This is a genomic window from Flavobacterium pectinovorum (assembly GCF_900142715.1).
In the GTDB taxonomy this organism is placed as follows: Bacteria; Bacteroidota; Bacteroidia; order Flavobacteriales; family Flavobacteriaceae; genus Flavobacterium; species Flavobacterium pectinovorum.
Genome location: NZ_FRBX01000005.1, coordinates 296,797 through 320,178, shown reverse-complemented (window position 1 = coordinate 320,178; position 23,382 = coordinate 296,797). Strand labels below are relative to the sequence as shown.

Genomic DNA, 23,382 nt, shown 5'->3' with positions numbered 1-23,382 from the left:
TTTAGTCCCGAGGCTTCGGGATTTTTTTTAATCTTTATTCCTTTGCCACTTTGCACCTATGAACCTAAATAAAAAACTAATCTCTTTCTCTTCTTTTTCCACCCTTCTCTGCTCCTTTAAAATTTCCAATTTTATAAGCCAGAGAAAACATCACATAACGTTTTAAAACGGTGTTTTCTTCATCACGAATAGATGTTGCAGAAATTGTTCTTGTGGCGCTTAGATTCTGATTTAAAACGTCGTATACTTTTACTTTTGCGTATAGTTTTTTATCCAAAAATCCATAAGACAAACTCGTATTCCACAGATAAAAATCTTTCTTGAAATCATCAGAAATATTGGAGTTGTAAGTATATCCAAAATCATTTCCAAAAATTAAATTCTCCGGCCAATAAGTCGTTGTTTGCAAATTGATTCTGTGAACCACATTTGAAGTCGCATCTCTTGAATAATTCTCATATTTTGACTGATTGTATGATAAATTATAAGATGGTGCAATGGTTAATATTTCTCCGTAATCGTATGACAAATATACTTTTGGTGTAATTGATGTCGATTTTGCGTTGTATAAAACAGCATTTGTAAAGCCTTTATCAAAAGTATAACCGGCGTTTAATCCTAATCCGTATCTTAAAGTATGTGCACCACTTTTTACAGATTGATTCCAGTTTGCACCAATCGACGCGTTGTAAACTCCTGAAATGTTTACATAAGTTGTCGTTCTTTTTCCGCTATCGTCATATAGTGAAGTCGATACAATATCATTATCATAATAATCTCCTTTTACATATAAACTGTAACCGGAACGCGAACGGAAATCATAATTTTTAAAATTAAAGCTTACACTGTTTTTTTCAATCGGTTTCAAATCCGGATTTCCAACAATTGTATTCAAAGGATTATTAAGATTTATAACCGGCATTAACTGAGTTGCAGATGGCAGTGCATTTGAATAATCGTACTTGAAAGATAAATTTTTAGAACGACTAAATTTGTACCTTAGCAATGCAGTCGCAAAAGGCAATGCATACTTTTTATTTAAATCTGTGGCATTATTTAGATATACAGAATGATTGTCAAAATTTATAATCGAAGTTCGGCTGTCAAGATTCAGGGTAAACTTGTTCTTTTGCAGCGTAACTCCAACTTTTGGCGTAACCGAATTTTGTATTGAACTCGTATAGTTACTCAAAGCTAGATTCAAATCTGTATATTCTTGTGTAGCAGGATCAAAATTAAATGTTCTTTCGTCATTTGCAGAACTTTTCCAATCAAAATCAGATCCAAATCTAACTCTTAACGAATCAGTTATAGGCTCTGTATATTCTAGATCTGCTGAATAAGAATCGCTGCTGCTTCTCTTTTTTGTATTTTGATTTCTTTCGTCATTTGGCTGATTGTCCTGATAAAAAATCGTTTCCGAAAGATTTCTTGTATTTCCATCAGAACTTGTATTATTATTAGACAAAACGAAACTTAAATTTCTTGACTTTCTTTCAAAAGCTTTATTAAAATTGATGGTATTCCCAAAACTAAAATTGTTACTTTCGGAATACGAATTTGCATTACTTTCATTTAAAGCGTTTCCATTTTCATCTTCAGAAAAACTAGAAGAACTTGAGTTGCTATTGGTGCGGGATTGATTGAGTCTTGGCGCAACTACAATTCGCATTGTTGGATCAATTTTATATTCCAGCTCAAAATTAACATTGTTTCCTGTACTTTCATTTCTCGATTTAGAATCGGCCGTTGTAATAATATTTCCGGTTGGCAAAAAACTAAGCTGATTTGATTTACTATCATTTTTATTAACTGTATTAGAAAAATTATAACTTCCCATGGCAAGCAAATCCTTTGTCCAGTCATCAGAATAATTTAAGCCTACTAAATTAGATTGTGTAATTCCTTTTCCGCCAGAGCCTGAACTTCCGCTTTTGCTATTACTATTTCGTCCGCCAGCCATATTATCAAAAACATCATCCATAGAAAATCCTGTAGAATTGATGTTATTGGATGAAGCTAATAAACTAATTTTCTGTTTATTATTAAAGAAATTCAAATTAACGTTTGCCTCATATCTGTCATCAGATCCGTAACCTCCCATTACTTTCCCAAAGTAACCTTTGTTTTTCTTTTCGTCAATCGTAATATTAATACTCGAAAAATCCGAAGTCGATTCCTGTTTAGAAAGCTCTTCTTTCTTGGTTTTAAAATCAGAAACCTGAATTTTCTTGATGATATCTGCAGGCAAATTTTTGATGGCAATGGCTCCATCTTTATCAAAAAACGTTTTCCCATTTACTAAAACCTGATTGACCTCTCGTCCATTTACGGTAATTTTTCCGTCGTTGTCAACATCAAATCCGGGCAATTGTTTCAATAATGTCTCTACATTAGAATCAGGGCGGACTTTATAAGAAGAAGCATTAAATTCCAGTGTATCTTTTTTGATGGTTATTGGTGCTGCTTCTGATTTTATAATAACCTCATTTAGGGCATTTACATTTTCGATTAAATATACTTTACCAAAATCCTTACTTTCCGTGAGTCCTTTATACTCTTCATAATAAGTTTGGTATCCCATATAATTTACCTTTAAAAATACAGGCTTATCATATTTTTTAATGTTCATTGCAAAGTTTCCGTTCTTGTCTGTTGTAGCATATTCAATAACAGTAGAATCTTTTACGGTAGTAAAGTAAACAGTTGACATTTCCAGTGGCAATTGCGTATTAACATCAAGAACAGTCCCTCTAACAGTAATGTCATTTTGAGCATTTGCAGTAAAAACAAAAAGGAAAAAAAGTGCTAAAAAAGAATAAATTTTGGTCATAAAAAATTGGTTAGTTTTAGTTAGACTACAAAAAAACAAAAAGGTTTAATTGTAGTTTTTACATTTATTCAAATAGTGTGCCATTAAAAAAAATTACTCATAAAAAAGTCCCCAAATTTGGGGACTTTTTATTTTATTTCTCTCTGATATAAATATCGATTGGCACTCCCGAAAAATCCCAATTTTCTCTGATTTTATTTTCCAGATAACGTTTGTAAGGTTCTTTTACATATTGTGGCATATTAGCAAAAAACACAAACTGAGGCGTTAATGTTGGCAACTGCATGCAATATTTAATTTTTACATATTTACCTTTTGTCGCTGGCGGCGGATAAGCTTCGATAACTTTCAACATAAATTCGTTGAATTTTGAAGTAGGAATTCTTTGTTTTCTGTTTTCAAAAACCTGAACTGTAGCTTCCAATGCTTTCAATAAACGTTGTTTCGTTAAAGCCGAAACAAACAAAATTGGCACATCTGTAAAAGGCATTAATTCTTTTTTAATTTTCTCTTCGTAATCACGAGTCGACATGGTATCTTTTTCAACCAAATCCCATTTGTTTACTAAGATTACAACACCTTTACGGTTTTTCTCTGCCAGCCAAAAAATACTTTGGTCCTGACCTTCAAATCCGCGGGTTGCATCGATAACCAATATACAAATATCTGCATGCTCAATCGCACGAACAGAACGCATTACAGAATAAAATTCTAAATCTTCCTTAACCTTAGCCTTACGACGGATTCCCGCTGTATCAACCAAATTAAATTCAAAACCAAAACGGTCAAATTTTGTATCAATTGCGTCACGAGTGGTACCAGCAATATCGGTAACCATGAAACGTTCTTTACCAATTAAAGCATTGATAAAACTAGATTTACCAGCATTAGGACGTCCTACAACAGCAAAACGAGGCAATACAACTTCTTCCTGAACTGGCTCTGGTTTTACCGGGAAAGACTCGATTAAAGCATCTAATAAATCACCGGTTCCACTTCCTGAAATACTTGCAAAAGTAAAATAATCTCCTAAACCAAGATTATAAAACTCAAGAGCATCTTTCTCACGCATTGCGTTATCTACCTTATTTACAGCCAATAAAACCGGTTTTGTTACCTTACGCAATAAGCGCGCAACAACATCATCCATTGGCGTAATTCCTTCTTCTACATCAACCACAAAAATAATAACATCAGCTTCGTCGATAGCAAGCTCTACTTGTTTGCGGATTTCACCTTCAAATACGTCATCAGATCCACGAACATATCCGCCGGTATCAATTACAGAAAACTCTTTTCCGTTCCACTCGCTTTTACCGTAGTTTCTGTCTCTGGTAACTCCAGAAACCGAATCTACAATAGCTTCTCTTCTTTGTATCAGCCTATTAAAAAGGGTTGATTTCCCTACATTAGGTCTTCCTACTATCGCAACAATGTTATTCATTTTTTTTTAATTTTAGATTTCAGATTTTCAGATTTTAGATTCTGCTTTTGACAAAATCATATTAAATTGTAAATCCAAAATGCTGTATTTTAATTTTTTGCAAAGGTAGTTAAAAAAAGTTGCTGAGAGGCTAAGTTTCTAAGTACCTAAGTTTTTTATTATTTTTCCTGTTATTTTAGGATTGTTTTTTGGAGCTATTTCCTGCTATCCGTTTCAATCTTTTGTTCCGCTAAAGCTTCACAAAAGGATTTCCACTTCTATCAGGGCTAGGGCTTCAAGGTATCAAGAACTTTTCGGCATCAATCGTATTTCAACATAAAACCTGAAACAATTTATACGTTCCAATTTCGCATTTCAAACTTGAAACCTGAAACTTGAAACAATTTTTTTTATTGATTATACCCGAAACGCTTCAACATATTTGCGTTGCTTCTCCAGTTTTTATTCACTTTAACCACAAGTTCAATGTGAATTTGTTTTCCGAAGAACTTCTCCAAATCAGCACGAGCTTCAGTTCCAACTTTTTTCAAAGCGGCACCTTTATGTCCAATAATGATTCCTTTTTGCGTTTCGCGCTCTACCATAATGATTGAACGGATTCTGATTATATTTTCATCCTCAAAAAATTCTTCTGTAACAATTTCGACCGCATACGGAATTTCTTTGCTATAATTCAACAAGATTTTTTCACGAATCGTTTCGTTTACGAAGAAACGTTCTGGTTTGTCTGTTAATTGATCTTTTGGGTAATAAGCTGGAGATTCTGGTAACAATTCGATGATTCTTCCAAAAACTTCCGGTACATTAAAATTCTGTAAAGCCGAGATTGGAAAAATTTCAGCATTTGGCACTTTTGCTGTCCAAAAAGCCACTTGTTTCTCTAATTGTTCCTGATTTGAATTGTCGATTTTATTCAACAACAACAAAACCGGAATTTTAGCGTGGATTATTTTATTAAAGAAAGCTTCATCTTTTAAGTCCTGCTCTCCTATTTCAACCATGTAAACCAAAATATCAGCATCTTCAAAAGCCGACTTTACAAAGTTCATCATCGACTCCTGCATTTCGTAAGCCGGTTTGATGATTCCGGGAGTATCCGATAATATAAGTTGAAAATCTTCGCCATTTACGATTCCAAGAATACGGTGACGAGTTGTTTGTGCTTTTGATGTAATGATTGATAATCTTTCTCCAACAAAGGCGTTCATCAACGTTGATTTTCCAACGTTTGGATTCCCGATGATGTTTACAAAACCTGCTTTATGTGACATTTGTGAATTATTTATTTTGCAAAGGTAGTCATATCAACTCAATACAGAAAATAAAACATTTTTTAAAGTTTTCGTTGGATTTCTCAAAAAACGGCGTATCTTTGCACCCGAAACATCGCGGGATAGAGCAGTAGGCAGCTCGTCGGGCTCATAACCCGAAGGTCACAGGTTCGAGTCCTGTTCCCGCTACTACGACAAAAAGCTTCAGAGAAATCTGGAGCTTTTTTGTTATATTACTTTGTCACGAGCAAGACGCTCGTGAACGCAAAGTGCTATTTTTCAGCGGTATCAGATTCTGTTTCTTCCTTTCTATATTCAATCTTTACTTTATAAGTAAAATAATTTTCGCAATCGTCATATCTTTTTCTTCCTTTTGGGCTTCCTTCATAACCTTGGCAATATGATGTCCCTTCAGACTCTGGTTCTTTTTTTAAAACTAAATCTCTAATTGCGTCACCAATATTAAAACCTCCATTATAACATTTTGGATTCTTGCAATTTATATATTCTCCAATTGATGTCTTTCCATAATGTGATGTTCCAGAATCTCTATATGGGCCTTTTCCTTTTTCGTTTACTGTTACAGAAATATTTTCAATTTCAGGAAATGCTTTTTCAAATGTTGTTTTTTGTGAAAAGATGAAATTTGTATCATTAAAAACATCTTGTGCTTTTTTTCTGTCCTCCATAATTGTTCGTTTAGTTTAATCCAGAATCTCTAATATTCCTTTTCCAAAAATCTATTGTCTGTTAAATTTCGGTCTTAAAATCTTCTATTTTCGGAATCGGAATTTTATGATTTGAAATGTTAGTTCCAAGCTTTCTTTTATTAAACATTTTTGAAAATTCAAAAGTAGCCTTATCAAGCAAATCGAATAAAACTCTACTGTTGGTGTCTTTCCATTATTTTTCACTTTATAGCAATTAAATGTTTTTGTAGAGAAGACAATTCCGTTGCTAGAATTTTTAACATTTCACTCTATCCAAACATTAAAACAACAACATTCAGGTTCGTTTGGATCTTGCGGTGAAATTCCAAGTGCATGTTCGTAATTAATTGTATTACTTCCGATAAACTTCATTACGTCGTTTTCTAGTTTCCAATCTTCAATCTGTTGATCGTAGTTATTTATTACTTCCATGTCAAAGTATATGTTTTTTAAATGAGTGTTAACGTTCCGCTACTACAGCGGGTTTGAGACTAAATTAAGTCAATTCTTCGGATTTGCCAAATCATCCCAAATACAAAACTGACTTTCCATTAAGCCAATTGCCCAAATCTGTTGTAGTAGTTGTTAGTACCAGTTTTTATATACGTTTTTAAATTCGGTTATAATATCATAAGGAACATCATAAACTTGTAATGTATGAGTTCTTTCTTTACTTTCTGTTATCTCATAAACCTTTATTTCATTTGTTGCAGTTTTACGATTTCCAACAAATGTTTCAATATTATCTATTGCTTCATTGAGAGTTACGCCTTCAACTCTGTAAATGTACTTTTGTATAATAGTAATGTAATGAGTTAGTTCATTTATCAAAGGAATTAAATCGAAATCTTCATTAAGCTTTAAAAGGTCTTTATATACTATGCTTCCAAATAAATCTTTTTCAGCGATTAGTTTTTCAATATGCAATATAAATTGGAAAGTGTGACGACTATTTTCTGGATTTTCGTGGTTAAAATTAATGTCTAAATGTATAACTTCTAAAGGAAAACCCAAGTGAATTGCATAATTTCTCAATTTGGATAAAAACCTGTAGGCAAATGATTTGTCAAAGCAATCATTAGTTAATTTTATGAAGTCTGTTGCAATTAATGATTCCTTACCATAGTTTCTTTTAAGATACGTTTCTGCATTATCAAGAAAAAATTTAAAGCCCATTATAACATTTAAAATCAATCTATTTGCCTCTAACACGAAATGAATGTTTGTTGGAATTGCAAAATTCATTTTATAAGCAGGTACATCTGACCATTGATTAATAAATTTTGAATACTCTTTAATATTTAATTGCAGAAATTTAAAAACAACGAATTGAGTATAAGAATTCTTAATAACTGTACAATCATCTTGTAGTGAGTTATAACTTTCTTTACTTAAAGTCTTGAACGGTTCAAAAGAGTTATTTTCAAAAGTAGATAATCGTATCATAAATATTCTTTAAAATTGGCACTAACGTTATAGGTCTACAAGATGTTTGTGAGTTATAAAGCTGAGTATCTTCAGCTTAACGTAAACGTGATGAAAAAACGTTAGTTTCACTAAATTCACAAATATCTTGTAACGGCTGTTGTTCGATCGGCTTTTTACTCTTTATTTTCGTTTATCCACTTCGCTAATAGATTCATTGCGTCATTGGAAATTCCAACATATTTTGAATAATCGTTAGCTTTATCAAAACGAATATTACCCATAATCAGTTCACAATATCCAAATTTTTCAAATCGATTATTGTATTCATTTTCTTGGAAGAATAATTCATATTCCACACCACTATTGTCACGATTTGGAATTTCAATAATTTTTAGCATATCGACTTTCATTCCGTTCGGAGCAATTTCATATAATAGCGTAACGGGTTTTAAATCTGTTTTTGGTAAATTAAGTTTTTTTTGATAAAAATATTTACTTATTTCTAAATATCTTTTATTGTGGTTATAATTATTTAATCTTTCAATACTTACTTTTTTTGATAATTTGTAGTTGTCATTTTTAGAAATAGTTTTTAAATCTTTCCAACCATTTTCAAAATATTTCAAAATACTTTTTTCAAGATTATTTGATAAATTAATAAAATCATTTTTTAGAATTATTCCAATACTTTGTATGTTTTCATCTGGGACATTATCTAATGTTTGGTCAAGATTTGCAAAATAATCTTGTATAAAATATATTTCTTTCAAAACATCGTTAGACAACCAATGAGAATTATTATTTGCTTTAATGAACAAATCTTTTTTCCAATCTAAATAATTTTCTCTATTTGCTAAAATTATTGGAAAAGTAATAGGTTCAAATTCAACCGTAAACTTGTTTTCCGATATTGTTGAACGAAGATATTTTGCTAATTGTAGGACATTTTCGTGAGCTTCAAGTTTTTTATCTAATATTTTTTCAGATATTTTTAGACGAGTTTCTTTTTTTTTCAAAAATGATGACGAAAAAAAAGCTAAAAAAGCACCGATAATCACTCCAATAAAACTCAAAAGAGGAGTTATTAATATTTCCCAATTTAATTCATTCATAATTTTCGGTTTTTTTAGCTGTTACACAACGTGCTTGTACTACATCGAGTTTGGGACTAAATAATCCCATTCTTCTGATTTGCCAATTCATCCCAAATGCAAAACCAACTTTCCATTAAGCCTATTACCCAAATCTTTATAGCTGTTGGCAGCAGTACTTCTAAAGTTCAGTATATAATTTTATTTCAATCACTTCTTCTGGATTCCTTTCCCCCTCCTCCTCGTCATAAAATATTTGATCTCCAATTTTTTCTTTTAATGTTTGACAAGATTTTGCTTTTTCCTCTGAACAAGGATATGCATGAGACACAGCACTTGATTTATTTATTTCAATTAATATATATTGACTCTCATCACCTTCATCTGTAACCCCCATTTGTTTATTACATCTAACCCCATATCGAATCGTTTCACTTACTATGATTTGTTTGAAAAAAGGTTTAATAGTTTTTATTAAAATATCATCTAGTTCCATTACGCTAATATCATGGTAGAAATACCCCGCGCTTTTTCGAATTGCCAACTTTTTTAAATCCGTAACGGTCATTTTCTTATGGGGAAAATGCTTTTCATAAATACTGCTATCCGCCATCATTGATGTTATTGACTTTGCGCGCTCTGAAAAATCATTTTTTGCCTTTTCAATCCAATAAGATAAATTTATGGCTAATGGTTTAAGTTCGTCGAAATCGTCTTCATCCAATTGAAAATCTCTTTCCTCGTCATCATCGAAAATATATTTAGCTTCTGCATTTATTTCATGCACAGAACATACATCTTTCCAAAGCCAAATCAATTCATCTTGTAATAAATGATATCGTTCACCAGGTCTAACAGAAAGAGGGCAATCAAGATGTACTTTAAAATAATCTCGTAATTGCTCCTCATTAAGCGTTAAAATATACTTTTCGTTTGAAGGCATTATATCCATAGGGTTCTTTTATATTACTGCCAACTTAGTCATTCCAGTCATAAAATGGCATTAATACATCTTTGTAGGAGAGTTTGAGCTATAAATGGCTTTCTTCGAACGAATATAAGAAATATTTTTACTAGAAATTAATTATGCATTTTAAAAAAACAATGTTATAGCAGTAAGTAAACGTACAATTAAGCATATAGGATTTCAATAAAATCTTATATAAATCTGTTAGATATTTGAATGCTTCCCGCTATTTAAACAAAAGCTTCAGAGAAATCTGAAGCTTTTTTGTTTTAATCTAAAACGCAAAAGTTAGGGGACTTTTATAAAATTTAATAATTTCTAAAACAAAAAAAATTGCGCAAAGTTCACAGAAAGCGAGGACATTACCAAATTGTTATCCTATCTTTCTTCGGCAAAAACATTTTATCTCCAGCTTGTACATTAAATGCGTCGTAAAAAGGTGTAGTATTCATTAGAGGGCCATTAACACGCCAATTTGGTGGAGAATGTGGATTATTGTTAATCCACAAACGCAGGAACTCGTCTTTCATTTTTACTCGCCATATTTTGGCTATAGAAATAAAGAAGCGCTGGTCTGGAGTAAAACCATCAATTTTTGTGTTTCCTTTTCCTTGTTCGGTCATTTTAAAGGCATCGTAGGCAACAGCTATTCCGGCAATATCCGCCGTATTTTCGCCAACTGTCATTGCGCCATTAATGTGTACATCACCTAAAACAGTATAGGTACTATACAAATCGATAACTTGTTGTATTCTTGACTTAAACTGTGCATAATCTTCTTTTGTCCACCAGTTTTTTAAGTTGCCATCCTTGTCATATTGAGCACCCTGATCATCAAAAGTATGGGTTATTTCGTGACCTATCACCATTCCAATTCCTCCATAGTTAAGTGCATCATCCGCATTATTATCAAAATATGGGGCTTGTAAAATACCTGCTGGAAAAACAATTTCATTTGCAGTGGGATTATTATATGCCGTAACGGTTGGAACTGTTGTATACCATTCTGATTTATCGACTGGTTTGCCCAATTTTGCCAATTGAAATTGATATGCAGCTGTAGCGACCGAAACCATATTCTCAAAATAGGTATTCCTTGCTATATGTACCATACTATAGTCTCTCCATTTATCCGGATATCCTATTTTCTTAGTCATGGCTGCCAATTTTTCTTTAGCTTTTTGTTTCGTACTTTGACTCATCCATTCCAGGTTATCAATTCTTTTGGCATACGCTTTTTGCAGATTATTCACGAGGATCAACATGCGTTTTTTGGCATCTTCTGAAAAATATTTCTTTACATACAATTCACCCAACGCTTCGCCTAAGTAAGTATCAAGGACACTAGCCATTTTTTCACCACGTGATTTTTGAACAGCCTGACCAGAAAGCACTTTGGTATACTCAAATGAGGCATCTACAAAAGGTTTACTTAAATCATCTGCATATCTTTCTAAAGAATTTGCTTTCAGGTAAATTTTCCAATTAGTAATGGGGATGGTTTTTAATAGCTTATTAAGTACGTCATAATAAGCAGGTTGGCATACATTAATAGAATCGGTTTGAGCACCTAAATTATTTAAAAAAGTGTTCCAGTCTATGTTGGGATGTCTTTTTACAAGATCTGTCACAGCCATTTTATTATAATTTGCCTGTACATCCCGAAGTTCAACTTTTGTTTTATGCGAAACGGCTAGTTGTTTGTCAATATCGTAAACCAAATCAGCATTCTTTTCAGACTCTTTAGCATTGCTGCCTGTTTGTTGAAATAATGTAGTAAGGTATTTTTTGTACGCCTTCTGTATGGCAACAGTTGATGAATCTGATTTGAAATAATAGTCCCTGTCAGGCAAACCAATACCGGTTTGATAGATTTCAGCAATGTTCATACTGCTGTTTTTCTGATCGGGTGACACTCCAAAAGCTATAATAGAAGAATTGCCCACTTTTTCTTCAGTAACTACAAATTTCATTAAAGAAGGTAAATCGCTAATTGCTTCAATTTTGGCAAGCAGGGGTTTGATAGGTGCATAACCGCGTTTGTCAATCGTTACAGTATCCATACCTGATGCATAAAAGTCTCCTACCTTTTGTGCTATACTTCCTGCCGGATTTTTACTTTGCGAAATACTGTCCAATATTCCTTGCAGGCGAATTCGTTGTGGAAAATTCATAAACATATAGGCACCAACTCCGGCTTGGGATGCAGGTATTGATACAGAATCGTACCATTTGCCATTTACATATTTAAAAAAATCATTACCCGGTCGCAATGTGGAATCTATTCCAGTGATCGCAATATTTTTTTTACCTTCATGTTTTGAGCACGCTGTAAAAGCTAAGAATGCTACGAAGAGCATTAATGATTTTTTCATAATCTGGACTATTTCTATTAAAATGAACTGAAAAACGGCAGAACAATATACGAATTCAGTTTTTAATTTTAAAGTTTTTATTAGAAATACTACTTATAAAAGTCAGAATTATAAGCGGTAATCCAGCATAACGTTCCGGGACTACGAATAAAAGTATAGAAACAAATAAGTCATAAAAGTGGTTTTAGTCGAAATCTCTTCTACTTTTGCCAAATGTTAGAAATTCTTTACCAGGACGAATATATTATAGCTATTAATAAACCAAGTGGATTGTTGGTTCACAAATCATTTTATGCACGCGATGCAAAAGTTTATGCTATTCAGGAATTGAGAAATCAAATCGGGCAACACGTTTATCCTATTCATCGGTTGGATCGCAAAACATCTGGCGTATTGTTATTTGCGTTGGATAAAGAAGTTTTGAAAATTATGAATGATCGTTTTGCTACACGGGAAGTCTAAAAAAAATATTTAGCCATTTTACGTGGCTGGTCACCCGAAGAGCTAACGATTGATTATGATTTAACTAATGATGATGACATTACACAAAATGCAATAACATACTTTCATCGATTGCAAAATGCCGAAGTTGAGTTAGAATTTAATAATAAACCAACATCACGATATTGTTTGGTAGAAGCAATTCCTGAAACAGGGCGTATGCATCAATTACGAAAACATTTCAAACATATTTTTCACCCCATTTTAGGAAGTCGTCCACATGGTTGTAACAAACAAAATAAATTATGGCTGGAGAATTATGACCTCAAAGGAATGATGCTTCATGCCCATCAATTAATTTTTAATCATCCAATAAAAAACGAACAACTAATCCTGAATGCAAAGATTAACGAAGAGTTTAGCAGAATAGGTACTATTCTTAATCTGGATTTGAATAAGTATAAATAGAAACAACTTTGCGTTCACAAACAGAACCTTCGCCAGCAGAAGAATAATTACTTATAACAACTGAGGTTTTATTTTAAGATCTCGGTTTAGGCAAATTTCTGTCGTACATAATAATAGTTCCTGCGACAGCCACATTCAGACTTTTTACCGATTTAAATTTTACTAGATGATGGCATTTATCCATAACTTTTTTGGATAGACCATGATCTTCTGCTCCCAATAAATAAACACAACGTCTTGGATGCTCAAAAGTTTCTAAATCAGAAGCTTTTTCATCTAATTCTACACCAACCAATCGTGCCCCTTTTGGTAAGTTTTCAAAAAAAGCTTCAAAAGTATCATAATGAAAATAAGGAATTGCTTTTACCGCATCATGAGTATCAGAGGCTTGCTTGGCATATCGATTACCTATGGTAAAAATAAAAGTAGCACCTAAGTTTTGCGCTGATCTCCATAAAACACCCAAATTTTCAGGCGTTTTACCATTTTGTATTCCAATCCCAAAATATTCATTTATAAAATTATCATTCATAAGGGCAAAAATACAAACTGCAAATATAAAAATCAATTTTTATTGAGTTGAAAGAAAGAAAGAAAGAAAGAAAGAAAGAAAGAAAGAGCTTCTTCGGGAAAGAGGCATTTTAGTTAATCATTTCTTAATCCCTTAAGAAAGTAATCAGTATTAATATAAATTCGTTTTACCAATTCATATGAAATAAGTTATGTTTTAAAAAATGACTAATTACCACGATATCCAAAAACAGATCTTAAAAATAACTTTTATATTAAAAAATTGATATATACAACACTTTTAAATATTGCGATTTTTCAGGGAATGGTCTTAGGCTTAATTATTTTAAAGTCTTCTTTATTTAATAGTAATTCAAATAGATATCTCGCCTGCTTACTATTTACACTTTCCATTGTTTTACTAAATTATGTTTTTGAACTTGAAGATGTATTTACATCCTATCCCTTGTTACGTTTTATAGACGCTATTGACTGGATATTTTTATTACCTGTTTTCACATTTCTGTTTATAATAAACCGCATTGATGACGCGGTAAAAAACAGACAAAAAATTTATTTGTGTCTTATTCCATTTGCCTATTCTGCTGTTCTTAATATTACACAAGATCTTGATCATGTTGCAGGAATTTACACTATTCCTGAGTCAGGTATTGATCTAATCAATATACTTGGTCTGATTCATCTTGCTTTAGCCGTAACATTCATGCCATTCCTACCGATTTATTCTTATTTTATGATAAGACATTTAAAAGATTCACAGGAAAAAAAATGGATAATTACTTTATTAACAATTATTTCTTCATTGGTATTCGCTTTTCTTATTACTGCTCTAGCCGGCTTATTTCTTCAATATGACATTTCTTCTACTATGAGCGTCCTGGCTTTATCTGCAACATTCATAATTCACTGGACAGCTTATATAGGCATTTACAAATACAAACTCGCCAAGAACAAAGATGCTGTTTACAATTTTCTAAATAATGATTTCGCTATTTCGTATAGTAATCTGGAAATTGTAGAAAATAGTACACCAGAAGAATATAGGGAATCTATCACGGTAGATAATCTTTATTTTCAAAAACTGGAACTTCTCTGTAAAGAGCAGCACATTTATACGGACAGCACATTAAACAGAGAAAAAGTCGCCGAAAAACTAGGCATAAGCGCCGGATATGTTTCACAAATTATAAACACAATAACAGGGGACAATTTTGCCAATTACATCAATCAATATCGGGTTGAAGCTGTTAAGGAAATGATGTCAAATTCTGAATATGAAAACTATAATTTACTGACGATGGGATTAGAATCTGGGTTTACTTCAAAAACAACTTTTTACAAAGCCTTTAAAAAAGTTACTGGCCAGACACCAAATGAATATAAAAATACCAGCAAATAAGTACCATTTTATACACTTTTAAGCTTTTGAAACCTCGCCTAATTTTTCTTAAGTGAATTTTGCATCAAATAATTCAAAAACACTTTTTATGAAAAAAATTTTATTACTAGCTGTCGTTACAGTTTTAGGATTTACAAATGTTAATGCCCAGGAAATTAAATTTGGTGTTAAGGGAGGTTTAAACTTTGCAACTATTAGCGGAGATAATACCAAAGGTATTGATGTTGTAACATCATTTAATTTTGGTGTTGTATCTGAAATTCCCGTTTCAGATAAATTTTCTTTTCAACCTGAATTAATGTATTCTGGTCAGGGATACAGTTTCAATGACAATACAGTTGCCTTAAGTTATCTGAACGTTCCTTTAATGGGAAAATATTATGTTACAAAAGGATTGAGTGTTGAAGCCGGACCGCAAATAGGTTTTTTACTTGCTGCTAAAAATGAAAAGACAGATGTAAAAGATTCATTTAATACTGTTGATTTTGGTGTTAATTTTGGTTTGGGCTACAAACTTGAAAACGGACTTAATTTTGGCGTAAGATACAATCTGGGATTAACTGATATTAATAATGTAGATAATTCTTCTTTTAAAAATAAAAACGGGGTATTTCAAGTATCTGTTGGTTATTTCTTTTTCTAAAACTTAGTAATATCATCGTTTTGACACTAAGAATACTTGGAAAAATATTTAAATAATTAAGCTAAAAATCCTTATTCAAAAATGAATAAGGATTTTTTTTACAATCATAACTAGTTATTAATCTTGTGAATATGCCAAAGAAAAACAATTGGTTGACTGTTTTACCTAAATAACATTTATATTTCCTTTATGGTTTTGTTCCTTATTTTCATAAATGGTTTTTCTATTGTCAAGTGAAGAATATATGCTCCTAAGATACAAGTTATCAAACAAATTAGAAGCATTACATTATTCTCTATTTCAAAATCTTTTAATAGTTTGTGGGTTGTCGTAATTATTCCTTTATGTGTCAAATAAATTGAAAAAGAAAGATTAGCTATAAACGTTGTAATTTTTGAATTCATTTTATATAAAAAACTTGTAGAGCTAATCGAACCTACAACCATAAAACCAAAACCAATTGCAATTAATGGAAATCCAAAAACAGATATTTTGAAAGTCTGTAAGTCTTCACATAAAAAATAAGCACCTGTCAAAATACATAAACTTAATACAAGAAACTGATTACCATATTTTGAAAGTCTGGTCCATAAATTTGGTAAAAATTGATAAATTCCTGCAATAGAAACACCAACTAAAAGTCCGTCTAAGCGATTGTAAGTCGGATAGTAAATAAATTTATACCAATACACCCAACTATTTTCTTCACCAATTTTCGGCAGATACAAGTAATTAAAACTATAAAATCTAATCGCAAAACCAAATAAAAACAAGCCTATTAATAGCCAATATGATTTAGAGAACAGTTTTGAAGTCTGTAGAAATATTAAAATAATGGGTAAAAAAAGGTAAAAATGTTCTTCTACGCATAGCGACCAGCAATGTGAAAATGTTCCATAATCCTTTAAATTAAGATTGAAATTTTGAGTAAAAGTAAGAAACCTCCAAATTGAAGGCAGTGCTTCTTTTTCTCTAAAATAAGGGAAGCAAAAATAAATACCAACAGTTGCTAAATAGGCAGGAACAATTCTAAAAAATCGTTTGATGAAAAAAACTTTAAATGAGATTAATTGCCCATTTTTAATTTGTAGAAATAATTGAGAAGAAATTAAAAATCCACTTAACACAAAAAATAAATCAACTCCTGTCCAGCCAAATGAAGCTACATCAGGAAGCCATTCGGGCTCTCCGTCACTTATAATATAATAATGAAAAAAGAAAACTAAAATAATAGCAAAAGCTCGTAAATGATCAAGCCCAAATAGTTTTTTATGAACTTTAATTTCTGATTTATCTATCACTATACCTTTCTAATTTTAAGTTTATTTTTTCGCTGAACTGTGAACAAACATAACACTTAACTTTTAACTATACCTAAAAAAATTCATTGAAAAAATTTCTAAAAAGCTAAAAATTTGTACTAATAATATTTATTATATTCGCTTGAAGGAAAAATACCTAATAAAGGTAAATACTAACTTTTCCGAAACAAAAACAACGAACAAAAAAATGATTAATGGATAAAATTAATTTATTGGTTACAATCTCTATAATAATAACTTTCATCGCATTATTTTTATCATTTTTTTTACTTACCGTCAAAACAGCACATAAATTAAGTAATCGTCTTTTTGCTTTTTTTCTCGTTTTGACTGCAATCGATATTAGCGCAAATCTTGGCGATTTATTAGCAATTTCATTAAATGTGAGAGTTTTTATAAGCTCATTTTTTTTCTTGCAACTTCCTGTTTTTTATTTATATGTACTATCTGTGTGCTATTCTGATTTTAAGTTAAAACCAAAGCATTTACTTCATGGTCTTACTTTTTTAATAGCAAATTTAATCTTGTTGCCCCGCTTTTACGCAGTCGATCTGGAATCTAAAATCAGTTTTCTTGCAAATATCAGCAGTATGCCAGAAGTACAGTTCAATCATATTTTAATGCATATTCAAATGGCATTTTACATTGTTGGAGCTTTTATGATCTTGAGAAAAGCGAAAAAAATATATCTTGAAAATTATGCAGGAGCAAGCATTGAATCCCTTAATTGGCTGTTTCAGTTTACTATAGCTCTTTCAGCTTTTTATTTTATTGCACTAGTAAAAAACATCTTTAAATTTACCCAATATCCTAACATTTCAGAAGGATTAAAAATTGGACTTCTCTTATTTGAACTGATCATTATTTTTTGGTATTTATTTAAGGCTTTAAATAATCCAGGGCTTTTTAGAACTATTGACTCAAAATTAAAGCTTGTACAACATATAATTTCTGAAGGAAAAAATACTACGCAATTAGCTATAAATGAAAAAGAACATAATGAAGAGTTGTTGAAATTGCAGCAATATATGGTTGAAAAAAAACCATTTCTTAATCCTTCTTTAACCATTCAGGATGTTTCTGCTGCTATTGAAATTCCTGTTCGTAATTTGTCTCTTTTAATTAATCATACATTAGAACAGCATTTTTATGATTTTGTTAATTCCTATCGCATAGAAAATGCAATGGAGATTTTAAAAGACGACACAAAAAGTAAAGTCACTATTTTAGAAATTCTGTATGATGTCGGTTTTAATTCAAAATCATCATTTAATACTGCTTTCAAAAAACACACCGGTTACACTCCAACTGTCTATCGCAAAACACTATAAAACAGTATTTTGTAATTACTCGTACTTATTTTAAAAGCTACTCGTACTTATTTTTTGAAACAAATGCGTTCGACTAATTTTATTCGGTCGCACAGGTTTAGCTTCTTCCACATCTTTGTATCGAAATAAATTTTAACCTAAAAAAAACGATACAATGAAAACATCATTAAATTTCTTAACCGCACTATTATTAATAAGTACTTTTTCTTTCGGACAAAACTTCACTAACAAGATTGACTCAATCATAAAGGACAATTATCAAAAGAATCCTAACGTTGGCATTAGCGTCGGTTTTATCAATAATAATGAAGAATTCCATACTGCTTATGGTAAGTTGAATGCAGAAAGTCAAGCAGAGATTAATAAAAACTCTCTATTTGAAATTGCCTCTATCACAAAAATTTTGACTTCAAATTTAATTGCACAAGCCGTTGTCGAAAATAAATTTAAAGTAGACGATTATATAGATAACTACCTTCCAAAAGAATATATTTTACATTCAAATCTTAAAAACAAAATAAAAATTTCAGATCTGGCTTCGCATCAATCAGGTTTGCCAGATATTGATTTTGGAAAGTTAATTGAACTAAATCCACAACAGCCAATAAGTAATGTGACTCAAAAAACATTGACGGACATAATCAACAATTGTACTGAACTAAAAGACTATGGCCAATATCGTTATTCTACAATTGGATATACATTACTCGGACAAATATTAGAAAAAGTGTATGGCAAAAGTTATGATGAAATTATTAGAGAGAAAATAATAACGCCGTTAAAGATGAAAAACACATTGACTAAGGACTTTAATGTAAAAAACAGAACAGTAGGTCATAATTCAGAGGGTGGCGCTCAGGAATTCCTAACCTGGAATGTTACAGCTCCAGCCGGTTTAGTAAAATCCAATGCATTTGATATGATTACGTATTTAAAAGCAGTTTTAAATAAAGAAACGCAAATAGGAAAAGCGGCCATTATTACGGAAAAAAAATTCTATAAAGTAGAAAATAGAGAATTGGGATTAGGAGTAAACATCGTGACGGATGATAAAAACACTATTTATTTAAAGTCTGGAGATTCTATGGGACAATCTTCTATTATATGTTACAACAGAACTAAAAATTGGGGTATAATAATACTTTTAAATCAAAGAAATTCAAAAATGAGACAAGATCTTTTGAATAAAATTTATGATACAGTCTTGAAATAATAAAGGTATAAAAGAGCAAAATCGAAGGAACACAACGATATGTAATAGTCAAAATTCAAAAGAATATTCTTTCAAACTAAATAACTTTAAAAATAATTTTCAATTTTCTAAAAAATTATCATTTTAATAAAAGAAGAAAAAAAATACTTTTCTATGTAATCCAAAAAATTATTAATCAAATAAATACATCTCAAACAGCTAATTTTATTTACGATTGATTATTTACAAATGTGATATTTTGGGAATAACTAAAAACAATTTTCTAAAAAATATTTTTGTCAATTCTAAAATTAATTGCATTTTTGCACCCGCATAGAAAAACAGGCCCGTTCGTCTATCGGTTAGGACGCATGGTTTTCATCCATGTAAGAGCGGTTCGATTCCGCTACGGGCTACAAGAGAAAGCTTCAGAGAAATCTGGAGCTTTTTTCGTTTTAATCAGTTTCACTACTAAATCAATTTGACGAATATTCTTTCTCAACATCCTGGAAATAATAAAAATCGCACATAATTGTCCTCAAAACACTATCCTGCTAATTAAATTCCATATTTTACAATAACTGCATTTATCTTAGTAAATGTTTTTATAAATTTGTGATCTTATATTAAAACCCGTTATTTTTAATTTAAAATTATGACTTTCGCATAATTACTTTAAAAACTTTATTCAAATAAATATATTTTAACCATAATTAAATCAAATGCTTAAAAAAAACAGACCCCAGGTTCTTATTCTTATTCTTTTAAATTTACTTTTTTCCATTAATGCATTTTCGCAAAAAAGTCTTTATGCAGGAATTGAAATCGGTCGCAGAGCTATAAAAGTTTCAGTTCTGGATGTAAACAATATCAAAAAAGCTGATTATAAGATTCTTTATTTCTGGACTGAGAGAATTAATTTTGCCGAACATATTGATAAAACCGGTGAGCTTACTCAGGACGATATTGACAGAACAAGTACAATAGTTGTTGATCAATTAAAAAAAATAAGAGCAGAATATAAAATGCCTGAAGAAAACATCTTTCTTGTGGCTGCTCCTCTTTTTACATCTGCCCGCAATATTGACGTTTTAAGAAATAAAATAACTTCTCTAATTAACAAAGATGTTGAGATCCTTAATGTTAACGAAGAAGCTAAAACGCTGGTTAAAGGTGCTATCCCGCCGGTTGATTATGCTAACGCTTTTCTGCTTGACATTGGAGCGCAAACTACCAAAGGAGGATATATAGATGAGCTTAAAGATGACAAATTAGAGTTTATTCCTTTAGAGCTTAATTTCGGCACAATGACACTTACTGATGCTGTACAAAAAACGGTTGTAAACCAAAACCAGGTTAATGATATGTCGGTATATCAGGAAAAATCTTTTGATTTTAATTCGGTGCTGCTTAAGAAAGTAAAAGAAATGTTTGACAAAAATCCTCTTTTATCAAAAAAGGATAAAATGTATTTATCAGGCGGGGCAGTTTGGGCGTTTGCAACTCTATATTACAATGAAAACGTTAAAGAACATTATGTTGCTTTAAGTAAAGAAGATGTTATTAATTACGATGCAATCTTAAAGAATAATTTCACCAAGTTTACTACTCTTTCTAAAACTAACAAAGAAGCTGCCAGAGTTTTAACTACCTATGACCAGAAATACTTAATCTCTGCAAATAACATTTTATTATCTTGCCTGGAAAGCATTCCGGATTTAGAAAAAAAGAAAATATTCTTTGTAAAAGAAGGACAAACAATTTGGCTAATCTCATACATTGCAGATCGCTCTAAAAAAGTAAATACTAATTTTTAAATCTAGTTTTGCTATTAAAGAAGCCTTAGAAATTTAAAATTCTAAGGCTTTTTTGTTATCTAAAAGTCATATTTTAATTGCAACAAATGCACTTTCGTTAAAGCACATGGGATGTTTAAAAACTATTTCACAAACTACAACAAACTCACAAACATCTACTTAGTATTAATATTTCTGCAAAAAGCCTGTAAATCTCACATTACAGGCTTTTTTTATATCATCATATTCAAAAATTTATCTGATTTGAAATAAAACTAAAAATGAATTAATTCAACGAAAAACAGTTTTTTAAAATTCTCCATTTTTTGTTCCCGCTTAAATCTAAAACTTGAATGTTTTAGATTTTTTTTTCACTAAAATTTTATCGATTTCAATAAATTACGACGTTTGCTTTTTTACAAAAGACAAAATTAAACTATTTTTAATACGTAACCAATTGTAAATCAATCACATAAAAAACAGTTTAACCCTAAAAAAAAGGGCTATTTTCCCCTTTTTTGATACACTCCCATTGTTCTACTTTAGACAAACCTACCAGCCTTATTTCTATTTCAGTTTTAAAGCAAAGTCAAAAGCCTCCATTTTTATTTTTCAACCTACATATTGATAATGAGCTTTTTAGCAATTTATCATAACTATATAAGTACTGATTTTTAAAATTAAAACTTTATCACAAAATGGTTTTTGAAGTTATTCAAATAATTGCAGAACAAGTAAACAACTATCTCGACGAAATTGGGTTAGAAAAAACAGTTGTGGCTGAAAATATTGCTTTTTTAGAATCTCAAAACGAAACCGTATCCGGAAATTTAGAAGATAAAGTAGCCCTTACCCTAATCAATTTGGATGAAGAAGCTACTTTAAAAAACTTTCCCAATCATTCTGTTGAAAATGCTAAAACAATTTACAAAAATAGCGTCATCAATTTAAACCTGTATTTACTTTTTAGCGCCAATAGAAATATATACATCAACTCGCTTAACGATATTTCAAAAATCATTGCATTTTTTCAAGGGAAAAGACTCTTTACACAAGCCAACACTATTTATAACAGAAATAATATTGCAATGGCAAATATTGATGATTTCAGATTTTCAGTTGAACTCTACACGCCCACTTTTGAGGAACTGAACTATATCTGGGGAACATTAGGAGGCAAGCAGCTTCCCTCTGCTTTATACAAGGTAAGCATGATACAAATTGAACGCAATATTGCACAAGCCGAAGGACAGCTTATCAGCAAATTTAAAGGTTTAACAAAAACAAAAGAGCAATCATGAGTTTTGATTTTACATACGAACTATTATTTGAAGTAACGCTTTTTCACAATTATTTTCTGAATAGCGGTGAAGATACTTATACAGGAATGTCTTTAGCAGATAAAGAAAAAATGCTGCAAAAATTCGACAGCGGCTCATTTGCAACTATAGTTCCAACCATAGAAACCAATACAAGATTAAAAAATTATAAAATGGTTTTTAAGTCTACCAAAACAGGTTTTCGGGTATATACTAAGGTCAAGGAAGCTGATGAAACTGATCCGTTTATAAGTATTCCGGCAGATTTGAAACTGGACTTTAAAATCTCCATCAACGATTATCAGTTTGAGAATTATACCGATTTGGATTTTTTCCTAAACCAAATGTTTTTATTCAGTAACGTGAAACCTACAACGGAACCCGTAACATTTAAATACATTCCCAAAAACAATGAAAACATCCTGATTTCAAATGCTTTTTTAGTATCCGAAAAAACAACGGCGCATTTTTTATCCGAACTCCATTCACCAGAAAGACAAGATGTTTTCGGAATCATCTCTTTGACAATGAAAGGCGATACTAATCCGGGAAATATTGTAACTAATTCGGGTAAAATACTAAGTCCTCATTTTAAAATACATTTTGACAATAGAAAAACGTTCTGGAAATACATCAACAAAAAAGCAAAAACCGAGATCAAAACCGATACTGTAAAACCCCTAACCTATTCGGGTTTTGTTGAAATTGACCCTCTCAACGATTTTACGCCCAAAGAGCCGGTAAACAGCCAGTATCCAAATCCTTCTGTAAAATCAATAACAAAAAGCAATGGCGATTATTATTCGGAAATATTTATTTAA

General features: G+C 31.2%; 17 protein-coding genes, 2 tRNA genes and 1 pseudogene. 10 read left to right on the top strand and 10 right to left on the bottom strand.

The features are described 5' to 3' along the window. Positions 1 to 76: 76 nt before the first annotated feature. The 3 genes from BUE22_RS18215 to era form a co-directional block, all read right to left on the bottom strand. Positions 77 to 2,833, bottom strand: a complete 2,757-nt coding sequence (locus BUE22_RS18215; protein WP_073397222.1) for an outer membrane beta-barrel protein — start codon at positions 2,831 to 2,833, stop codon at positions 77 to 79. 133 nt (positions 2,834 to 2,966) lie between these two features. Next, the gene (der, locus tag BUE22_RS18210; RefSeq protein WP_042563958.1) at positions 2,967 to 4,277 is read right to left on the bottom strand and encodes a ribosome biogenesis GTPase Der; all 1,311 of its coding nucleotides are present in this window, start codon (positions 4,275 to 4,277) and stop codon (positions 2,967 to 2,969) included. Positions 4,278 to 4,666: 389 nt separating this feature from the next. Next, a complete protein-coding gene (gene era / locus BUE22_RS18205) occupies positions 4,667 to 5,548 on the bottom strand; it encodes a GTPase Era (RefSeq protein WP_073397221.1) in 882 nt (293 codons plus the stop codon). Positions 5,549 to 5,664: 116 nt separating this feature from the next. On the opposite strand from era, the gene BUE22_RS18200 reads away from it, so the two are divergent. Further along, positions 5,665 to 5,737: transfer RNA gene (locus BUE22_RS18200), tRNA-Met, on the top strand. A gap of 83 nt (positions 5,738 to 5,820) precedes the next feature. On the opposite strand, the gene BUE22_RS18195 is transcribed toward BUE22_RS18200, so the two are convergent. The 5 genes from BUE22_RS18195 to BUE22_RS18175 form a co-directional block, all read right to left on the bottom strand. Continuing rightward, the gene (locus BUE22_RS18195; RefSeq protein ID WP_073397220.1) at positions 5,821 to 6,237 is read right to left on the bottom strand and encodes a hypothetical protein; all 417 of its coding nucleotides are present in this window, start codon (positions 6,235 to 6,237) and stop codon (positions 5,821 to 5,823) included. 606 nt (positions 6,238 to 6,843) lie between these two features. Beyond that, positions 6,844 to 7,704, bottom strand: coding sequence for a hypothetical protein (locus tag BUE22_RS18190; protein WP_073397219.1), 861 nt, complete (start codon positions 7,702 to 7,704; stop codon positions 6,844 to 6,846). 155 nt (positions 7,705 to 7,859) lie between these two features. Next, a complete protein-coding gene (locus tag BUE22_RS18185) occupies positions 7,860 to 8,798 on the bottom strand; it encodes a hypothetical protein (protein ID WP_073397217.1) in 939 nt (312 codons plus the stop codon). Between the two features lie 160 nt (positions 8,799 to 8,958). Beyond that, the gene (locus BUE22_RS18180; RefSeq protein WP_073397215.1) at positions 8,959 to 9,729 is read right to left on the bottom strand and encodes a hypothetical protein; all 771 of its coding nucleotides are present in this window, start codon (positions 9,727 to 9,729) and stop codon (positions 8,959 to 8,961) included. 377 nt (positions 9,730 to 10,106) lie between these two features. After that, entirely contained in the window at positions 10,107 to 12,119 is a 2,013-nt protein-coding gene (locus BUE22_RS18175) for a M13 family metallopeptidase (protein ID WP_073397213.1), read from the bottom strand. A 213-nt stretch (positions 12,120 to 12,332) separates the two neighbouring features. Between BUE22_RS18175 and BUE22_RS18170 the strand changes: the two are divergent. Next, positions 12,333 to 13,028 (top strand): annotated as a pseudogene (locus BUE22_RS18170) (pseudouridine synthase). 73 nt (positions 13,029 to 13,101) lie between these two features. On the opposite strand, the gene BUE22_RS18165 reads toward BUE22_RS18170, so the two are convergent. Then, the gene (locus BUE22_RS18165; protein WP_042563926.1) at positions 13,102 to 13,560 is read right to left on the bottom strand and encodes an RNA methyltransferase; all 459 of its coding nucleotides are present in this window, start codon (positions 13,558 to 13,560) and stop codon (positions 13,102 to 13,104) included. A gap of 261 nt (positions 13,561 to 13,821) precedes the next feature. Here BUE22_RS18165 and BUE22_RS18160 point away from each other — a divergent pair, with 261 nt between their 5' ends. Next, positions 13,822 to 14,958, top strand: coding sequence for a helix-turn-helix domain-containing protein (locus tag BUE22_RS18160; protein WP_073397212.1), 1,137 nt, complete (start codon positions 13,822 to 13,824; stop codon positions 14,956 to 14,958). Positions 14,959 to 15,046: 88 nt separating this feature from the next. Beyond that, positions 15,047 to 15,601 (top strand): porin family protein, encoded by a 555-nt coding sequence (locus tag BUE22_RS18155; protein WP_073397210.1) that lies wholly within the window; start codon positions 15,047 to 15,049, stop codon positions 15,599 to 15,601. A gap of 176 nt (positions 15,602 to 15,777) precedes the next feature. On the opposite strand, the gene BUE22_RS18150 is transcribed toward BUE22_RS18155, so the two are convergent. Continuing rightward, positions 15,778 to 16,902 (bottom strand): acyltransferase family protein, encoded by a 1,125-nt coding sequence (locus BUE22_RS18150; RefSeq protein ID WP_243396796.1) that lies wholly within the window; start codon positions 16,900 to 16,902, stop codon positions 15,778 to 15,780. Positions 16,903 to 17,117: 215 nt separating this feature from the next. Between BUE22_RS18150 and BUE22_RS18145 the strand changes: the two genes are divergently transcribed. The 6 genes from BUE22_RS18145 (at position 17,118) to BUE22_RS18120 (ending at position 23,382) form a co-directional block, all read left to right on the top strand. Continuing rightward, positions 17,118 to 18,254: a helix-turn-helix domain-containing protein gene (locus BUE22_RS18145; RefSeq protein ID WP_073397208.1), complete on the top strand. Its 1,137-nt coding sequence runs from the start codon at positions 17,118 to 17,120 to the stop codon at positions 18,252 to 18,254. A 154-nt stretch (positions 18,255 to 18,408) separates the two neighbouring features. Beyond that, positions 18,409 to 19,467, top strand: coding sequence for a serine hydrolase domain-containing protein (locus tag BUE22_RS18140; protein ID WP_073397206.1), 1,059 nt, complete (start codon positions 18,409 to 18,411; stop codon positions 19,465 to 19,467). Between the two features lie 323 nt (positions 19,468 to 19,790). After that, positions 19,791 to 19,862: transfer RNA gene (locus tag BUE22_RS18135), tRNA-Glu, on the top strand. Between the two features lie 306 nt (positions 19,863 to 20,168). Next, a complete protein-coding gene (locus BUE22_RS18130; RefSeq protein WP_073397204.1) occupies positions 20,169 to 21,263 on the top strand; it encodes a Ppx/GppA phosphatase family protein in 1,095 nt (364 codons plus the stop codon). A gap of 677 nt (positions 21,264 to 21,940) precedes the next feature. Continuing rightward, entirely contained in the window at positions 21,941 to 22,543 is a 603-nt protein-coding gene (locus BUE22_RS18125; protein ID WP_073397202.1) for a Pvc16 family protein, read from the top strand. After that, entirely contained in the window at positions 22,540 to 23,382 is an 843-nt protein-coding gene (locus tag BUE22_RS18120; RefSeq protein WP_073397200.1) for a hypothetical protein, read from the top strand. Before BUE22_RS18125 ends, BUE22_RS18120 begins: the two co-directional genes overlap by 4 nt.

Bases quoted from the DNA above. Each gene is read 5' to 3' on its own strand.
- BUE22_RS18155 (WP_073397210.1), top strand. From the start codon at position 15,047: ATGAAAAAAATTTTATTACTAGCTGTCGTTACAGTTTTAGGATTTACA.
- era (WP_073397221.1), bottom strand. From the start codon at position 5,548: ATGTCACATAAAGCAGGTTTTGTAAACATCATCGGGAATCCAAACGTT.
- der (WP_042563958.1), bottom strand. From the start codon at position 4,277: ATGAATAACATTGTTGCGATAGTAGGAAGACCTAATGTAGGGAAATCA.
- BUE22_RS18120 (WP_073397200.1), top strand. From the start codon at position 22,540: ATGAGTTTTGATTTTACATACGAACTATTATTTGAAGTAACGCTTTTT.
- BUE22_RS18185 (WP_073397217.1), bottom strand. From the start codon at position 8,798: ATGAATGAATTAAATTGGGAAATATTAATAACTCCTCTTTTGAGTTTT.
- BUE22_RS18140 (WP_073397206.1), top strand. From the start codon at position 18,409: ATGAAAACATCATTAAATTTCTTAACCGCACTATTATTAATAAGTACT.
- BUE22_RS18215 (WP_073397222.1), bottom strand. From the start codon at position 2,833: ATGACCAAAATTTATTCTTTTTTAGCACTTTTTTTCCTTTTTGTTTTT.
- BUE22_RS18195 (WP_073397220.1), bottom strand. From the start codon at position 6,237: ATGGAGGACAGAAAAAAAGCACAAGATGTTTTTAATGATACAAATTTC.
- BUE22_RS18130 (WP_073397204.1), top strand. From the start codon at position 20,169: ATGCTTAAAAAAAACAGACCCCAGGTTCTTATTCTTATTCTTTTAAAT.
- BUE22_RS18180 (WP_073397215.1), bottom strand. From the start codon at position 9,729: ATGGATATAATGCCTTCAAACGAAAAGTATATTTTAACGCTTAATGAG.
- BUE22_RS18190 (WP_073397219.1), bottom strand. From the start codon at position 7,704: ATGATACGATTATCTACTTTTGAAAATAACTCTTTTGAACCGTTCAAG.
- BUE22_RS18145 (WP_073397208.1), top strand. From the start codon at position 17,118: ATGGATAAAATTAATTTATTGGTTACAATCTCTATAATAATAACTTTC.
- BUE22_RS18165 (WP_042563926.1), bottom strand. From the start codon at position 13,560: ATGAATGATAATTTTATAAATGAATATTTTGGGATTGGAATACAAAAT.
- BUE22_RS18125 (WP_073397202.1), top strand. From the start codon at position 21,941: ATGGTTTTTGAAGTTATTCAAATAATTGCAGAACAAGTAAACAACTAT.
- BUE22_RS18175 (WP_073397213.1), bottom strand. From the start codon at position 12,119: ATGAAAAAATCATTAATGCTCTTCGTAGCATTCTTAGCTTTTACAGCG.